Source organism: Bacillus sp. FSL M8-0166 (assembly GCF_038008825.1).
In the GTDB taxonomy this organism is placed as follows: domain Bacteria; phylum Bacillota; class Bacilli; order Bacillales; family Bacillaceae; genus Bacillus; species Bacillus safensis.
In genome coordinates this window covers 2046609-2062710 of sequence record NZ_JBBOZZ010000001.1, presented here as the reverse complement: position 1 = coordinate 2062710, position 16102 = coordinate 2046609, and the positions used below count along the sequence as shown (strand labels likewise).

The 16102-nt window shown below is 43.1% G+C and carries 16 protein-coding genes; 9 read left to right on the top strand and 7 right to left on the bottom strand.

Features of this window, described 5'->3' with window-relative positions; genetic code table 11:
• Position 1: 1 nt before the first annotated feature.
• Genes NSS92_RS10860 through NSS92_RS10850 form a run of 3 tightly spaced genes read left to right on the top strand, consistent with a single transcriptional unit; the run spans position 2 to position 3030 of the window.
• A complete protein-coding gene (locus tag NSS92_RS10860) occupies positions 2 to 913 on the top strand; it encodes a putative nucleotide-diphospho-sugar transferase (RefSeq protein WP_340867864.1) in 912 nt (303 codons plus the stop codon).
• Positions 910 to 2100: a glycosyltransferase family 2 protein gene (locus NSS92_RS10855; RefSeq protein WP_340867861.1), complete on the top strand. Its 1191-nt coding sequence runs from the start codon at positions 910 to 912 to the stop codon at positions 2098 to 2100. Before NSS92_RS10860 ends, NSS92_RS10855 begins: the two co-directional genes overlap by 4 nt.
• Positions 2101 to 3030 (top strand): putative nucleotide-diphospho-sugar transferase, encoded by a 930-nt coding sequence (locus NSS92_RS10850; RefSeq protein ID WP_267587950.1) that lies wholly within the window; start codon positions 2101 to 2103, stop codon positions 3028 to 3030. It abuts the gene before it with no gap.
• Between the two features lie 31 nt (positions 3031 to 3061).
• Here the strand turns inward: NSS92_RS10850 and NSS92_RS10845 are convergent, their stop codons facing one another.
• Complete coding sequence (locus tag NSS92_RS10845; protein ID WP_111291767.1) at positions 3062 to 4300, bottom strand: MFS transporter; 1239 nt, start codon at positions 4298 to 4300, stop codon at positions 3062 to 3064.
• A 147-nt stretch (positions 4301 to 4447) separates the two neighbouring features.
• Complete coding sequence (pbp4, locus tag NSS92_RS10840) at positions 4448 to 6490, bottom strand: penicillin-binding protein PBP4(5) (RefSeq protein WP_267587951.1); 2043 nt, start codon at positions 6488 to 6490, stop codon at positions 4448 to 4450.
• A gap of 238 nt (positions 6491 to 6728) precedes the next feature.
• On the opposite strand from pbp4, the gene NSS92_RS10835 reads away from it, so the two are divergent.
• Positions 6729 to 8174, top strand: coding sequence for an SLC13 family permease (locus NSS92_RS10835; protein ID WP_340867854.1), 1446 nt, complete (start codon positions 6729 to 6731; stop codon positions 8172 to 8174).
• Between the two features lie 5 nt (positions 8175 to 8179).
• Here the strand turns inward: NSS92_RS10835 and NSS92_RS10830 are convergent, their stop codons facing one another.
• On the bottom strand, positions 8180 to 8536 hold the full coding sequence (locus NSS92_RS10830; RefSeq protein WP_445661641.1) for a hypothetical protein: 357 nt from the start codon (positions 8534 to 8536) through the stop codon (positions 8180 to 8182).
• Positions 8537 to 8619: 83 nt separating this feature from the next.
• Here NSS92_RS10830 and NSS92_RS10825 point away from each other — a divergent pair, with 83 nt between their 5' ends.
• Positions 8620 to 8847: a hypothetical protein gene (locus NSS92_RS10825; RefSeq protein ID WP_039177063.1), complete on the top strand. Its 228-nt coding sequence runs from the start codon at positions 8620 to 8622 to the stop codon at positions 8845 to 8847.
• Here the strand turns inward: NSS92_RS10825 and NSS92_RS10820 are convergent.
• A complete protein-coding gene (locus NSS92_RS10820; RefSeq protein ID WP_024424582.1) occupies positions 8828 to 9307 on the bottom strand; it encodes an Hsp20/alpha crystallin family protein in 480 nt (159 codons plus the stop codon). The genes NSS92_RS10825 and NSS92_RS10820 overlap by 20 nt on opposite strands.
• 65 nt (positions 9308 to 9372) lie before the next feature.
• On the opposite strand from NSS92_RS10820, the gene NSS92_RS10815 reads away from it, so the two are divergent.
• Positions 9373 to 9630 carry a hypothetical protein gene (locus tag NSS92_RS10815; protein WP_003213975.1) on the top strand — a complete coding sequence of 86 codons (258 nt, stop codon included), beginning with the start codon at positions 9373 to 9375 and terminating at the stop codon, positions 9628 to 9630.
• 6 nt (positions 9631 to 9636) lie between these two features.
• Positions 9637 to 9870: a hypothetical protein gene (locus NSS92_RS10810; RefSeq protein ID WP_034282744.1), complete on the top strand. Its 234-nt coding sequence runs from the start codon at positions 9637 to 9639 to the stop codon at positions 9868 to 9870.
• A gap of 35 nt (positions 9871 to 9905) precedes the next feature.
• On the opposite strand, the gene NSS92_RS10805 is transcribed toward NSS92_RS10810, so the two are convergent.
• Both NSS92_RS10805 and NSS92_RS10800 read right to left on the bottom strand, forming a co-directional pair.
• A complete protein-coding gene (locus tag NSS92_RS10805) occupies positions 9906 to 11297 on the bottom strand; it encodes an amino acid permease (RefSeq protein ID WP_340867845.1) in 1392 nt (463 codons plus the stop codon).
• Between the two features lie 180 nt (positions 11298 to 11477).
• Positions 11478 to 12551 carry a tetratricopeptide repeat-containing glycosyltransferase family 2 protein gene (locus NSS92_RS10800; RefSeq protein WP_267587956.1) on the bottom strand — a complete coding sequence of 358 codons (1074 nt, stop codon included), beginning with the start codon at positions 12549 to 12551 and terminating at the stop codon, positions 11478 to 11480.
• A 132-nt stretch (positions 12552 to 12683) separates the two neighbouring features.
• Here NSS92_RS10800 and NSS92_RS10795 point away from each other — a divergent pair, with 132 nt between their 5' ends.
• Positions 12684 to 14567 carry an ABC-F family ATP-binding cassette domain-containing protein gene (locus NSS92_RS10795; RefSeq protein ID WP_340867842.1) on the top strand — a complete coding sequence of 628 codons (1884 nt, stop codon included), beginning with the start codon at positions 12684 to 12686 and terminating at the stop codon, positions 14565 to 14567.
• A gap of 32 nt (positions 14568 to 14599) precedes the next feature.
• Here NSS92_RS10795 and folE2 read toward each other — a convergent pair whose 3' ends face one another.
• Positions 14600 to 15496: a GTP cyclohydrolase FolE2 gene (gene folE2, locus NSS92_RS10790; RefSeq protein ID WP_340867840.1), complete on the bottom strand. Its 897-nt coding sequence runs from the start codon at positions 15494 to 15496 to the stop codon at positions 14600 to 14602.
• Between the two features lie 143 nt (positions 15497 to 15639).
• Between folE2 and NSS92_RS10785 the strand changes: the two genes are divergently transcribed.
• Complete coding sequence (locus NSS92_RS10785; protein WP_142946385.1) at positions 15640 to 16065, top strand: MerR family transcriptional regulator; 426 nt, start codon at positions 15640 to 15642, stop codon at positions 16063 to 16065.
• Positions 16066 to 16102 lie beyond the last annotated feature (37 nt).

Genomic DNA, 16102 nt, shown 5'->3' with positions numbered 1-16102 from the left:
GATGAACAGCATATATTGTACGGTTCTTTCAAGTGGAAGACTTTATCAAGCCATTGCGTTTTTCTTATCGTTGAAGCAAGTAGAAGATGATGCTGTCATCAAGACGTTATGTATGGATGATGCTGCATTTGATTTGCTTCATCAAATGAATTTCCCGCATGTGGAGCTTGTTCATGTACGGGAGCTCGAAACACCAGAGCTGCTGGAGAAAAAAGAGGAACGGGATGCATCGGAATATTGCTGGACCTTAAAGCCGATTTGGATTGAGTGGTTATTTGAACAGGAGCAGGCAGAGAGCGTGACCTATCTTGATGCGGATTTGTTCTTTTATGAGAGCCCTCAGGTTATTTTTCAACATCAGCCGAATGCTTCTGTTTTAATTTCGAGAGGGGATATTGTCATTCCAAGCTTTGATGCAGAGGAAGTGAAGATGCTTCAGAAGCTTTTAGGACGCTATAACTCTGGCTTTCTGCATTTTAAAGGAGATGAAGCCGGACGAAAATGCCTCAGCTGGTGGAAAGAAGAATGTCTAAAAGAATGTAAAAATGCACCGGGAGAAGGCAAGTTTGGCGATCAAGGATATCTAGATCATATGCCGAGGCTGTTTGACAAAGTAGAAGATATTGAGACAAAAGGCGTGAATATTGGTCATTGGAACTATGGGCAGCATTCTTATCGGGAGGAGAATGGACGTATTCTTCTGGAGGATGGGCACCCGCTCATTTGCTATCATTTCAGCGGCTTTCGGATTGTGAGCAAGGATGAGATGCAGCAAATTCATGAAAAAGGACGAAATGACCTGCCGTTTTTCCAAGAAGCCTATCGGGAAGTGCTTCGCCATGTGATTGAATCTGTGGAGCAGGTTGATCCGCTGTTTAACGGCTATGCCAAAGGGGAGGAGGGTGACGCATGAATGAAAAGCCAAAGGTAAGCGTCATTATTCCAAGCTATAATGCCAAAGAGCGTTTAGAAGGAAGCCTTTTTTCCTTAACACTTCAGGAAACAGATATTCCATTTGAGGTCATTGTTGCCGATAATGGCTCAACGGATGGCACGATGGAAATGCTTGAGAACATTGAGGTGAACTTCCCGTTTAAAAAGGTGCGTATTCCTGTCAATCAAGGAATTGCAAAGGGGCGTAATCATGCCATTCGCGAGGCGGAGGGAGATCTGCTCATTTTTCATGACAGTGATATGCTGGCAGAACCGAGATTTATTCAAAAGCATGCAGAGGCCCATGCTGATCGAGAGGATCTCGTTATTTGCGGTGTGTGCTGGAAGCGGATTTATCGCTATTTTTACACAGCATTTGATAAAGATCATATGAAGCGGCTGAAAAAGCAAGGGCTGTATAAGCGGAAAATGGAGGACAAAACGCCTCTTTTATCAATGGAAGAAGTCGAAAATGGTGCATTTCTAGAGAAAAGCTTCGATTTGCAGTCTGAGTTTATTGATATCCTGAAAGACATTTTGGAAACGTACCACTACGATTTAGGTTCTTATGAGCTGCCATGGCGATTTTTTATTACAAATAACTCCTCTGTTAAACGAAAGCATGTCATGGCACTAGGGATGTTTGATGAAGATATCGTTCGGTACGGATTTGAGGATTATGATTTAGGGATTCGACTGAATCAGCTTGGTCTCTCCTTTGAATTGCGAGAGGATATCATGAGTGTGCATCAAGAGCATCCAAGTAATTTAACGTCGTTTGATGACATCAAATACAACATTTTGTATATGTGTGAGAAGTACAACAATATTGATGCCATTGATGTCCATTTGGCTTTCTCTGGTCCGTTTTCTCACACTGTGACAAATGATATTGTGAAAGAAGTTCGCCAGCTGCGTGAGAATCCAGCATTTGATGACCTGTTATCCTATTTTTTAGAGCTGCTTCATTTGATCACAGAGCGGAATGTAGGCATCAAACGGGATAAAAAAGATATGCTGACAGCCAAGCAAGTTCCTTTAAAAAAGCTGGCAGAAGCGGCGCAGCTTGCACGTCAGGAGTATGGCTGCATGGTGCTTGTAGAAGCCATTCAAGGGCTGACGAAAGAGCTGTTACGTGTTGATTTGTTCCAAGTGGATGTGTTGTAAATGGCGTCTTATCACTTTACAACCATTGTGTCGAATACCCATGTTTTTAAGCTTTTGGCGCTGATTCATTCGCTTGAACAAAACGCTCATGCATTCAAGCTGTCCGTTTTATGTGCAGACCCTTTGGCTTATAAGGTATTAAAGGAGTTCCCTCACCCGCATGTTCAATATGAACAGCTTGAGGACATTGAAGATGACACGCTGCGAAAGGCAAAAGAAGATCGTACGTTTCATGAGTATTGCTGGACGTTAAAGCCTGCTTTTCTGCTCAAAATTCTTGAGTCCTCAGATGTGGATTATCTTGCCCATCTGGATACGGATTTGTATTTTTATCATGATCCAGAGGCGATTTTTGCAGAGAATCCAAGCGCTCATTTATTTTTGACGGATCATATGAATTCCAAGCGGTTCTATCATTTTTATGAGTTGTCTGGCCGCTTTAATACTGGGTTTGTAGGCTGCCGCAACACAGATGTTGCCAAACAGGCAGTCACGCAATGGAAAGAAAACTGTCTTGCACATTGTACAGTAGAAATGGATACAGAAAAAAAGACGTACGGAGATCAGCGGTATGTGGAAAGATGGGTTGATGATTTTGAAGGGGTTCATATCGTTGCATCTAAAGGAGCCAATGCGGCGATTTGGAACATTGAAAACTACAAGCTTTCAGTTGTAAAAGGAGATATGTATCTCGACGAATGTCCACTTTTGTTCTATCATTTTTCTGCCTTTACGATCATTGATGAGAATACCTTTAACCTTAATTGGTATTATTATATGAAAGAACAGAAGCTTGTGGATCATTTGTATATTCCATATGCCGACTTGGTTCATCAAAAGATTAAACAGGTACAAAAGGTATTTCCAGAATTTAAGCAAGGATTTATTGCGAAGAAGCATGTTCCTGACACGCATTTTTATGAGAGATGAAAAAACCGCTCATTATTGAGCGGTTTTCTTTTTATGATTCATTCCATTTGGAAATGGTTTGGTCGCTAGGAAGTAAGAAGGCTAGGATGCCTAATATCGGTAAAAAGGCAACACCGATCATGGTAGGCGTTAAGCCGAAGGCATCAATGAATGAGCCGAGGGCAACCGATCCGATTGCACCCATACCAAACGCAAGCCCAACAGTTAAACCAGACATTGTGCCAATTTTCCCGGGAAATAGTTCTTGGGCATAGACCACGGTGACAGAGAAGCTTGATGTCAGAATGAGCCCAATCAGTCCGAGTAAAACATAAGCAAAAACGGGTCCGGCAAATGGCAGCAGCAGGGCAAGTGGGAAGGATGCCAATAAGGAAACTAAAATGACGTTTTTCTTGCCAAAGCGGTCTGCAAGCGGCCCGCCTAAAAATGTCCCAATTGCACCTAGAATGAGAAATAAGAAAATATAAGTCTGTGATTCTTTAATCGTCAAACCGTATTGTTCAATGGCATAAAACGCATAGAAATTCGAAATGGCATTTCCATACCAAGAGCGGGCAAAGATGAGAAAGACGATAATGCCAAGTGCAATGAGTGCTGATTTACGATGAATATCAGATCTGGCAGCTTTTGCAGGAGCTTTTTTCGCTTCGGCCCGAATGGTTTGAAGCCTTCCTGCGTACCATCTTGAAATATAAAGAAGGAAACCGACCGCCATCATTCCAACAATCGTAAACCACGCCACGCCTGTCTGACCGAGCGGGACGAGCATTAATGCAGCGATAAGCGGAGCAAAGGCTTGACCTGTATTCCCGCCTACTTGATAGATGGACTGTGCAAGTCCTCGTCTTGGACCAGCTGCCATGTTGGCAACACGGGAGCCCTCTGGATGGAAGATCGCAGAGCCAAGTCCGATAAAGACAACACAAAGCAGAATGGTGGCAAAGGATGGAGCAAACGCGAGTCCGAATATACCGACAGCACTTGAAAATAAAGCAATCGGAAGTGCATAAGGCATCGGCCGTTTATCTGTGTACCACCCAATTGCAGGCTGCATCACGGAGGAGACCATATTTAATGTAAAGGCAATCAGCCCTAATTGTGTAAAGGTCAGCCCCATTGATCGTTCTAAAATAGGGAACATCGCAGGAATAACGGCTTGCAATGTGTCGTTCAGCATATGACAAATACCAATAATCAATAAGATGGGATAAACCGTTGAGCCGGTAACAGAATGTTGAGGTTTATCCTTTGTACGAGCAGCAATGGCCAATGAGACTTCCTCCCTTCATTTATCTGTTTTCTGTTTTTTGCATTCTTCTCATTTTATTCATAAGGTGAACTATAAAACAATAGCAAATTGTCATGATTTAGAAAAAAAGAGACACAAGCGCTTGATGAAGCGTGTGTCTCTAAAGTGTTATTTATAAAAAGAAGCGATCACAGGCTTCATTTTTTGAACGACGAGTCCACTGCCGCCCCGGTTTTTCACACCTTCGATCATGCCGACGAGGACGTAATCTTCTTTTTTAGGATTAAACGCTAGTAAAAATCCATTTTCAGTGCCGTCTGTTGCACCTTGTTTGCTTTTTAATTCTGCCGTTCCCGTTTTAGCGGCAATATCCGCTCCTTCGATTTGTAAGGAGTGGGCTGTACCGTTTGGACTGGTCACGACCTTAGTCAATGCGTCTTTCACTGTGTTTGCCGAGTCTTCTTTGATGATTTGTTTTGGTGATGCTGTTTTTTCATCTTGAATCACCCGTGGGTAGACAAGCTTGCCTCCTGTGGCAAATGGAGAATAGGCATGTACTTGTTCAATCGGTGACATGAGTAATTCGCCTTGGCCATACGCTGAGTCAGCCAGTAAGATATCTGATTGAATGCCATCGTTCGATACTTGTGCAGGCTTCATTGTAAATGGCATGTGTAAGTCTTCGCCAAATCCAAATGCTTTTACTTTTTTCTCGTAGGTGTCTTTGCCGATTTCGAGTGCTTCCTGTCCAAAATAAATATTGTCTGAGTACACAAGGGCATCGACCATATTTACTTTTTCTTTATCGTGAACCCGTGTGATGCGATAATTTCCCCAAGATTGATCCTTTTGCCATTTCAGTCCGTGAATGGTGCGCACTTTGTCAGGCTTTGTGACACCTGTTTCCAGCCCAATGGCTGCTGTAATAGTTTTAAATGTGGACCCTGGTGCATACCGGCTCGCATATCGAGCTTGGAATGGAAGGTCTGGGTTTTCACTGTATGCCTGATATTGCTTAGGTGTGATCCCGTTTGTCATGAGATTGACATCGTAGGAAGGGGCGCTGACAAGCGCTAATAGATCACCTGATGATGGATTCATGATTGTGACGGCCCCTTTTTCACCTTTCAGCTGATCATAGGCTTTTTTCTGTAAAGATGCATCAATCGTCAGCTTCACTGTTTTTCCATCTTTTCGATTTGATTTTTGCAATGTTTCTTCAATGCCTGTTTCATCATGGACGATGAGAATGCTTCCGCCATCCTGGCCGCGTAAGTTTTTATCAAATGTGAATTCAAGTCCGGTTTTGCCGATGATTTGATCCGCTTTTAATGCTGGATTTCTTTTGATATCATCCGCATTTGCTTTTCCGACATACCCGGTGAGATGAGCGGCGGCTTCGTTATATGGATAGTAGCGCATTTCCTTTGATTGATAGGTGACGCCATTTACATCCTTTGGAATTGGCTTCTGTTTTAACATCGATTTGAGCGGGACAAACGTGTCGTCTGTGACCCATGCTTGTTTCAGCTGATTGTTGATTAGTTCTTCCTCTATATCAAAAGCTTTGCTGATTTTTTTGATATTGCGTTTTTTTTCTTCACCTGTTCCGAGCTTTCCTGGAATGATGCCAAGTGCGTTTCCACCAGTTGTTTCTGCCAACGTACGTCCTTTTCGGTCGACAATGTTTCCGCGGACAGCAGGGTCTGATTTGACCTTGATGGTATCTCCTTTCTCCATTTGCGGGAAGATGAGATTTGGTTTCCAGTCCACTTTCCACTTGTCATCTTCTTCGGAGAGAGTGCCCTTGTAAGACAGCTTATGCAGCTTGCCAAGAGACGTTTTCATCGTTACATCATAAGAGAATTGATACCCATTTCCTTTGTCCTGTTTTTCAACGTTGAGCTTTGATATGTTCAGATCATAAGCACCAATGCCGTTGAAAATATTATCGTATTTTTCGGCTAGTTGTTTTTTTGAAAAGTCATTGGCTTTCAAAGATGCACTTGTCACCTCATCTGCCAGCTTCGAAAAGTCTTTCTTCTCCATATGTTTCGTAAAGTTTTGAGCGGCTTTTAAAGCCTCTTTTTCTTTTGAGAAAAGAGTATCTTTTAAGAAAAAGAAAGCAGCAGCAACTAAGATGATGCTAAGAAGAGGGATGATGACTTTTTTCTGTTTCCAAAATGATTTTTTTTGATCTGTATACTTCAATGAAAACACCTCAATTTTAGATTAGATCCTCTATATTTTACAGTGATTGGTCGTGATTTGTATAGTTTCTCATAGAAACCTTGCTCGTGAGATGAGACAAATGAACCGTGATTTTGTCATTTGGGGTGCCGAATTTCCCTGTGTTAAACATGTCTTTCTACCTGTTCTTCAGAAAAAGGAAATCACTTCATATCATCGAAGGACCTTAAGGAAGAATTCGCTAGAAAGTGATGACAAAATGGAGGGATGTTTCATCGCATATCAAAAAGTCAATATCATAGGATTACTGCTTGGACCGTGTTTATTTCTCATCCTCATGCTGTTCATCCCAGAGACTGAACTGGCCTATGCGCCTAAGGTGGTACTTGCCGTCACAGCATGGACAGCTGCTTGGTGGGTGACAGAAGCCTTGCCAATTCCAGCAACATCTCTTTTGCCGATTATTTTGCTGCCAACACTTGGAGGGCTGCCGATGGATGCAGCGGCAAAATCTTATGGTGATCCGATTGTTTTTATGTATATGGGCGGTTTTATGATTGCGATTGCGATTGAGAAGTGGCACTTGCATCGACGAATGGCGCTGCATATCCTCAGCTTCATTGGTACAAGAAGTGATCGTATCGTCCTTGGTATCATGGTATCGACGGCTTTCTTATCGTTATGGATCTCAAATGCAGCGACTGCTTTAATGATGCTTCCTGTGGCACTGGCGATCATTAAAGAGGTGAAAGCGAATCAGATGTTGACAGGGCTTTCACTTGAAAAATTTAGTAAGAGCATACTGCTGTCCGTTGCGTATTCTGCTTCCATCGGCGGTTTGGCCACACTCGTTGGCACAGTACCAAATGCAGTGTTTGCCGCAATGTCCAAAAAGTTATTGGATCGTGAAATTATGTTTTTTGAATGGTTTTTATTTGGCTTCCCTGTCACGGTCGTCATGCTGCTTCTTTTATATGTGTATTTAACAAAGATTCAGTTTCGAGTGGAGCATCGGAGTGATATGACAGCACATTTCATTCAAAAGGATTTGAAGGAATTGGGAAGGATTAAACAAGAGGAGAAGTGGGTTCTTGCGGTATTTCTCATGACAGCGTGTTTATGGATTTTTAAATCCTTTTTGTTTGGAAATCTCTATGTATCTGATACATCCATTGCGATTTTTGGTGCGATGCTGCTTTTCCTCATTCCATCAACTACTGGTGAGAGAATCCTAGAATGGCCTGATATGAAACAGCTTCCTTGGGGATTGCTGCTTTTATTCGGGGGCGGTTTGTCGCTTGCTACTGGATTTGCAGAAACCGATTTGACGGGCTGGATGGGGGAGAAGCTTCAACTGTTAAACGGTCTTTCTTATTTCATGATCGTTGTCATTTTAACAGCGGCTGTTCTTTTTATGACTGAATTTATGTCTAATACGGCTGTTGCCAATATGGTAATTCCAATCACTGTGGGGCTTGGTTTGGCAATTGGCATAGAGCCGTATGGGTTAATGGCCGCGGCTGCTTTGGCTTCCTCCTGTGCGTTTATGCTGCCGATTTCCACACCGCCAAACGCCGCTGTCTTTAGTGCGGACGTGCTGAAAATATCTGATATGGTCAGGGCAGGCTTTTGGCTAAACATCATCAGTATTGTGGCGATAGTTCTTGCAGTCTATTTCTGGCTGCCGATTGTGCTGAAAAGCTGAGCGCATTAAGAAGAGGAAGGCTTTGATCGAATCGAGACAACCGGTGTTTTTGTTTCTTTTGGCTTCGGTGCTTGTGTGGATTTTTTGATGCGCGTGTCCTTCGGCGTGTAATAGGTTGCCCCAATATTGAGCCTGCCTTGAAGCTGGTCAATAGAAAGCTCCCCAAATTCTAAATGGTAATCAATTTTGTCCACGCGCAGGGATTCGATATGGATATGTGTATCCTCTGAGACAGGAGCAGCTGGTGCAGACATTTTTTGCTCAAGAGCGGCGAGTCTTTTTTCTAGCTCAACGACAGATGGGGATGGACTGGATTCAGTTTTTTTTAAGAGTGATTGAATGAAATGTTTCAAGTAGACCACAACCTTTTCTTCCGCCTTGCTCTAGTCTATGGAAAAGCTGCCCCGTATATACTTATAGAGATGACAAGAAAGGGGAGACGCACATGCTGCCTACTCAGATTCACATTGCCCATATGAAAACGAATTCGATTGGCACAGGATCATCTATGACGTTCGGCTCGACGTTTGTTCGCAATCATTGCAGTACGATCAAACGAAACAATGGCTTTGGGGAACAGAATGCTGATGGCGTGATCACGATCCTGCCGATTGAAACAATTGATGATCGTGATCAAATAGACGCAGTGAGTATCAATATTCGTCATCTATGATGATAGCAGTCGCTTTTCCTTCATCCTTTTGCAGGCGGATGTAAAGTACACCGTCTTTAAAGGCAGCATTCATTTGACCAAGAATCATTTCTGGAAGGCGGATTTTCTTTTCAAACGGACCATACTTCCCTTGCTTTTGGCGAAAGTCCTGCTCGTTAAAAAAGGAAAAACGCTGTCCTTTCACAACCAAATATTCACCATATGATAACACCTGAACATCTTCCTTTCGGTAGCCAGGCAAGTAAATTAAGTATTGAATTTCTGCATGGGTTTCCACCATGTCGATTGGAGGAAACGACGCATCTGATCCCCGCTGATCCTGCTGTGTGAATGTAAATGGAGATGGACCGTTTGCCATAAAGGGGGATCTTTGCTCATCATCGAAGATCATTTTCCAAAAATCATCTCCATGCATTTGCTGGGCAATATCCATCCACTGCTTCATTTTTTCGAAGTCCATGTGAAGACCTCCCGTTAACATACTTGATGGGTGCTTGCATATACCTATAAAAAGGAGGTTTATCTGTGGTTCAACCAACTCCGTATATCAATATTAATATTTTCATGTTAAAAATTAATTCCTTTGAAAATGCGTCGGCGGTGAATGTCGGACAAAATTTGTTAGCAGAGTGGCAAAACTCAGATAAAAAAAATCAGGGTTACGGACAGAATTTTGGAGATGCCAGCGGTTTTGTCGGTACAAAAAGCCATGTAGATGATCGAGATCAAGTGGACTCACCTGCCTCTTTTTCACCAGCAGCTAAACCCATTCAAAGGAAGTGACGTGTGATGTTATTCTCACCCTCAGTCGTCAATGTCGGTGCTTTTAAAATCAATGCAATGGATCGGGGTGCATCACTGACGCTAGGACCTTATCAGCAGATTGATTATTTTCTCTCAATGAAAATGAACCAAGGTTTTGGTGAGGACAATGGAGATTGTTCACCGCTTGTCATTCCGATTTCAAGCGTGCTAGATCCAGATATGGTGGACTCAAATTCAGTCAAAAACAGCGTGATTTAAGAGAAAAAGAGACCGGGAATTCCCGTGTCTCTTTTCTAATGTGTTTCATTGAGATGGCTTTTTCGTCTTGCATAGGTGAAATAGACAACAACACCGATGGCGATCCAGATGAGGAAGGCTCTCCATGTTTCCCATTTCAGTGTGGCAGCCAAGATCATACAAATGACCGCACTAATTATAGGAAAGACAGGGACAAAGGGCACTTTAAAAGCTGTATTCATATTCGGATGTTTTTTCCGGAGTACGATCACAGCGATAGAGATCACCGTAAAGGCCGCAAGTGTACCGATGCTGACTAAATTAGCAAGTGTTGATAAGTTGACGAATCCAACGATACATGACGCAACAGCGCCTGTCAGCCAAGTGTTGGCAACTGGTGTCTTAGATTTTGGATGAACGTTTGAAAAGATTTTCGGCATGAGTCCATCTCGGCTCATGGCAAAGGTTAAACGAACCTGAGCGTAGACAAGTGCAATTAACACTGTCGTAATCCCGATAATAGCACCTGCGGATATAATGCCAGCGACACTATTCAGGCCAACCACTTGAAGAGCAAAAGCGACAGGATCACTGACATTCAGCTTCGTATAGTGAACTATGCCTGTTAAGACGAATGAAACCCCGATGTATAAAATCGTACAAACACCGAGCGCACCGATGATTCCAATTGGCATCGCTTTTTGCGGGTTTTTGACTTCTTCAGATGCATTAGCAATTGCATCGAATCCAAGGTAAGCAAAAAAGACAGTTGCCGCTCCAGCAATCACGCCATGGAAGCCCATTGGCATAAAGGGTGTCCAGTTTTCAGGTTTGACGTAAGCAAAGCCTGAAATGATAAAGAGCAGGACGATGGCAATTTTGATCAGCACAATAATGTTATTCAGCTTTGTGCTTTCTTTGACGCCTCTTGAGACGATAAAGGTGATGAGCAAAATAATGAGTGCGCCTGGAAGGTTAAAGACGGCCCCATCAGCGGCTCCAGGTGCAGCTGATAAAGCCTTCGGAATGTGCAGACCGAATCCGCTGAGCAGTGATTGAAAATAGGACGACCATCCACTTGCTACAGCAGAGAGTGCAATGACATATTCAAGCATGAGATCCCAGCCCATTAAGAAGGCGAGAAATTCCCCAAGTGTTGCGTAGGAATACGTATAGACGCTTCCTGACACAGGAATGGACGAGGAAAATTCAGCGTAGCAAAAAGCAGCAAGGGCGCATGCAATCGCAGCCAAAATAAAAGATATAATAATCGCAGGTCCCGCATCATTTGCCGCAGCAACCCCCGTAATGACAAAGATTCCAGTCCCGACCACACAGCCAATGCCAAGCAAGATTAAATCAAACGTATTCAACGAACGGCTGAGCCGCTTTGTTTGACTTTCAAGCATGAGCTGGTCGAGAGATTTTTTTCGAAATAAAGAACTCATGTTGACCTCCTAATGGATAAATCTTTTCGTAAGACGAATGTTAGTATATGCGCAAATGACAATTTAGTCAATTGGTTGAAAAACGCTTTAAATCACTAAAGTGTTAAACGTCACAACCGAATAAGCGTATAAAAAGAGACATCCGCCGGGAGATGGAAGGCGGATGTGGTGACAGAAGATTTATATCTGTTCAGCAAATATTTTTTCATTGTACAGGACACTTGGATGAGTCGGATGATGGGCGGAGGAGGCACGGTGATGAGTTTTGGCTTGCTCTAGGTCACCGAGCTGATAATAACAGTAGCAAAGCTGAAGGTGAGGATACCATGTTTTATATTGTGTAAGTGTGAAGGCTGTTTCATTTTCAGGAGCCTTCAGCGCCTGCTCATACCAAAAGATGGCCGCCTGATGTTTATTTTGTATTTTTAGATGATCCCCGATCCGGCAGCAAAATTCTGGCCGTGGCTGATCATATAAGAAGGAACGTAATAATGAGGATAAGGCCGCTTCCTCAAAGCCTGCCGCATAATAGCAGTCCGCTAAATATTGGCATGTGCGAATTTCATCCTCAATCCAGCACTGTTTTGTGTTTAAAAATTCATGATAAAAACGAATCGCCCTGACATGCTGCCCGTTGTCTCTTAATTCATTGGCAAAATAAAAGAGATCACGGGGCGTCATGTCCTCTCCTTTTGCCAGCATGTCTTCATAAATTCGCAAGTTGCGCCCAGGCTCACCAGCAGTTGTTTTCTTGCGCTTTTGATGTGTGACGGCGATATCTGCTGGAAGGATGTTGCCATACACTTGAAGAAACTCATGAACGGCTCCGTACCACTGAAAGTTCAACGAACGCTTCACAAGGCGATTTCTTCTATATTTGAAATTTACCTGACCGTCCTCATCGAATCCCACATGATAAAACATCGAAACGGCATCCACTGAGGGATCAAGTGTCTGCTTGAGCTGAAGCAGTTTTTGGCGGTCTTCTTCAAGCAGAACATCGTCAGCATCAAGCCATAAAATATACTCTTTCGCTGCATGTGAGAAAGCAAAGTTACGTGCTTTTGCAAAATGCTGGACCCATTCAAAATCCAGCACCTTTGCTGAAAAGGAATGAGCGATCTCCTTCGTTTGATCTGTTGATCCCGTATCAACGATGATCATTTCATCGACGATGTCTTGAACAGAAGAAAGACAGTCTGCCAGCACTTCCTCTTCATTTTTCACAATCATACATAAGCTAATGGTTATCATCTTTAGATCACCTCTTCATAGTGTATCGAGCATCAAAAGGAAACATTCTTTTCAGCAGCGGGTTTTTTAAAACTAGTTTTCTGCTACTGGCTGATTTAAAATAAAGGAAGAATCTATGTAAGGGCTGATAAAATGAGTTTATTGAATGTTGAAGGATTATATAAAACCTATGGCGAGAAAACGCTGTTTGATCATATTTCTTTTCATATAGAACCAAAAGAACGCATCGGATTGATTGGACCAAATGGAACAGGGAAGTCAACGCTTCTAAAGGTCATCGCAGGACTTGAATCGTTTGAGGAAGGTGACATCACGAAAGCAGGGACACTTGATATTGAATTTCTTGAGCAAGATCCTGAAATGAGCGGAAATGAAACGATTCTTGACTATATTTTTTCTGGAACGGCACCAATGATTCAAACGATGAAGGCGTATGAACAGGCACTCGCCGATTTAGAGCATGATCCGCAAAATGAGGCAAAACAAGAGGCGCTGATGCGCATGCAAAACCGAATGGACCAAGAAGACGCTTGGGATGCGAACCTTTCAGCAAAAACGATTTTGACAAAGCTTGGCGTGAAAGATGTGAGCCGCTCTGTTCATGCATTATCAGGCGGACAGAAAAAACGTGTCGCCATTGCTAAAAATTTAATTCAGCCTGCAGGTTTGCTGATTTTAGATGAGCCAACCAACCACCTTGATAATGCCACCATTGAATGGCTTGAAGGATACTTAAGCCAATATAGCGGTGCTGTCATCCTCGTGACGCACGATCGTTATTTCTTAAACCGGGTGGCCAATCGGATTTATGAGTTAAATCAAGGGCAGCTTTATACGTATAAAGGAAATTATGAAGTCTTTTTAGAAAAAAGAGCGGAGCGGGAAGCAGAGGCTCATGTGAAAGAAACGAAGCGTCAAAACTTGCTTAGACGAGAGCTTGCATGGCTGAGACGAGGAGCAAAAGCAAGAACGACAAAGCAGAAAGCACGTATCGGCAGAGTCGAAGAGCTGAAGGATCAAAAAGGACCTGATGCGAAGGGAGAGCTTGATTTTGCCATCGGCTCGCACCGCCTGGGAAAACAAGTGATAGAGGCAGAAGACCTATCGATTTTATTTGCTGGCCAGACCCTTGTGGAGCGGTTTACAGATTTAGTCGTGCCGGGCGATCGTATCGGTTTTATCGGACCGAATGGAGTCGGCAAAACCACTTTACTAAACTGTTTAGCGGGTAAAATCGAACCGACCTCAGGACAATTGACCATTGGACAAACCGTTCGTATTGGCTATTACACGCAGGATCACAAGGAAATGAATGATGAACTGACCATCATTGAGTATATCAAGGAAACAGCTGAGATCGTCAAGACGTCTGATGGCGTCATTGTGACAGCAGAGCAGATGCTGGAGCGCTTTCTTTTCCCAAGATCGATGCAGCGGACGTATATTCGTAAGCTGTCAGGGGGAGAACGCCGCAGATTGTACTTATTGAAGGTCTTAATGGAAGAGCCGAATGTTCTCTTTTTAGATGAGCCGACGAACGACCTTGATACAGAGACCCTCAGTATTTTAGAGGATTATTTAGAGCAGTTCCCTGGCGTCGTCATCACCGTGTCCCATGATCGATATTTCTTAGACCGAGTGGTTCATCGCCTGCTTGTCTTTGAAGGAAATGGCCGCATTTCACACTTCCAAGGTGCTTACAGCGATTATATGGAACAGGAAAAAGAGCAGAAGCGGACAGAGACAAAGCCTGCTGAGAAACAAGTAGAAGCCGCACCTAAAAAGAGAAAAAAACTTTCTTATAAAGACCAGCTTGAATGGGACGGGATTGAAGACCGGATACAGGCATTAGAGGAAAAACATCAGCAGCTCGAAGCCAGCATTGCAGAGGCAGGCAGTGATTTTGGAAAAATTCAAGAGCTGATGGACGAACAAAAAGCCGTCGCGGAAGAATTAGAACAAGCAATGGACCGCTGGACAGAACTGTCGCTTATGATTGAGGAATTAAATGAATAAAGAAGTGAAATTAAAAAACCTGTAGAGTTGCTCTACAGGCTTTTTTGATAGGAGCATTTGGCATACGCATCATGCTGGTGAATGGATTCCTCATTACGGCACTCGATTTGAAAGCTTTTAATCCATGGCTGCTCATATAATTCGATGGCAATTAATCTTGTGATATCTTCTACAAAGCGCGGATTTTCATAAGCCTCTTCCGTCACTTTCTTTTCATCAGGTCTTTTGAGCACGGGATAAAGCGGTGCGCTCGCATTAGACTCAATGATATGTAAAAGAGCGGCCTTGATGTCGTCAGGAAGCAAAGCTTGTTCAAACAACCCTACTAGAATGGAAACAGATCCGCGCTGATTATGTGCACCATATTCACTGATTTCCTTGGAACAGGGACATAATGTCGTGACCTGTGCATCACGGCCGACGTGACAGGTCCATCCGTCCTTTTCATGAAAATGGACGTCATATGTGATAGTCGCATGCATCAAGCCTGACTGCCCGGTGACTGGGCTCTGTTTTTCTATGTACCATGGAAAGGAAACTTGAACGGAAGCAGAGGATTGATTCATTTTCCGGGCGAGCGCTGCCGACAATTCTTTTAGGGCATTCACATCAAGCGGCTTGCTGCTCTCATAAAACGAGTGCAGCTGTTCAGTGAGACGGCTCATATGAATGCCTTTTTGGTGAGCTGGCAGGGATGTACACAGTGTAAATTCAGCAGTAGTTGTCTGGCGCTGTGGTGCCATTTTAGACACGATATGTACCGGATAGGACATGCGGCAGATCCCGACTTGTTCAAGATGAAAATAAAAATCCTGTTCTGTTTTTTGAATGTCCGTCATGTCCTCTTTTTGCAAAGGTTTTGTGCCAAGAGTTGGCGGTACAGATCCGAATGGCTGGTGCCGTTCTTCTTTAGATGGAAATGAGCGCATATAGTACCTCCTATAAATCGTAATTATTCTTATTTATTTTGCAATAAAATAAGAGGGTAATCAAGGATTAAAACTTTGACGTTTACGTTAAGGTTATAAAGGTGTATAATAAAACATGAATTGATGAGCAGGAGGCACTGGCGATGGAATGGATGAAAATTGATCAAGTGGCGAAAAGAAGCGGACTGACAAAACGGACGATTCGTTTCTATGAAGAGATTGGTTTATTATCAGCACCAAAGCGGACAGAGGGCGGCGTCAGACTTTACTCAGAAGACGACATGGAAGAGCTAGAGAAAGTGATGCAGGCAAAAGAGGTACTCGGCTTTTCTTTACAGGAGCTTCAATCGTTTATGGAAATCGGAAAGCAGCTAGAGCTCAATAAAGAAGGTTACTTGCTGTCGCTTGATCCGAAGGAACGATTAGAGAAGCTGTTAGATATTGATGCTCAGTTGGCTATCCAGCATCAATTGATTACAAAAAAGCTTGAAACGATTCAATCCTTTAAAAAGGATCTTGAAGCGATGAAAGAAAGAGCGGCTCATGCAATTGAGCAATTACAAAAATAAACACCTCTGCGTGTTTATTTCAGCGTGTAGACAAACC

Coding starts and splice junctions, on each gene's coding strand:
- NSS92_RS10860 (WP_340867864.1), top strand. CDS start 2: ATGAACAGCATATATTGTACGGTTCTTTCAAGTGGAAGACTTTATCAA.
- NSS92_RS10855 (WP_340867861.1), top strand. CDS start 910: ATGAATGAAAAGCCAAAGGTAAGCGTCATTATTCCAAGCTATAATGCC.
- NSS92_RS10850 (WP_267587950.1), top strand. CDS start 2,101: ATGGCGTCTTATCACTTTACAACCATTGTGTCGAATACCCATGTTTTT.
- NSS92_RS10835 (WP_340867854.1), top strand. CDS start 6,729: ATGGAGGGATGTTTCATCGCATATCAAAAAGTCAATATCATAGGATTA.
- NSS92_RS10825 (WP_039177063.1), top strand. CDS start 8,620: ATGCTGCCTACTCAGATTCACATTGCCCATATGAAAACGAATTCGATT.
- NSS92_RS10820 (WP_024424582.1), bottom strand. CDS start 9,307: ATGGACTTCGAAAAAATGAAGCAGTGGATGGATATTGCCCAGCAAATG.
- NSS92_RS10810 (WP_034282744.1), top strand. CDS start 9,637: ATGTTATTCTCACCCTCAGTCGTCAATGTCGGTGCTTTTAAAATCAAT.
- NSS92_RS10805 (WP_340867845.1), bottom strand. CDS start 11,297: ATGAGTTCTTTATTTCGAAAAAAATCTCTCGACCAGCTCATGCTTGAA.
- NSS92_RS10800 (WP_267587956.1), bottom strand. CDS start 12,551: ATGATAACCATTAGCTTATGTATGATTGTGAAAAATGAAGAGGAAGTG.
- NSS92_RS10795 (WP_340867842.1), top strand. CDS start 12,684: ATGAGTTTATTGAATGTTGAAGGATTATATAAAACCTATGGCGAGAAA.
- folE2 (WP_340867840.1), bottom strand. CDS start 15,496: ATGCGCTCATTTCCATCTAAAGAAGAACGGCACCAGCCATTCGGATCT.
- NSS92_RS10785 (WP_142946385.1), top strand. CDS start 15,640: ATGGAATGGATGAAAATTGATCAAGTGGCGAAAAGAAGCGGACTGACA.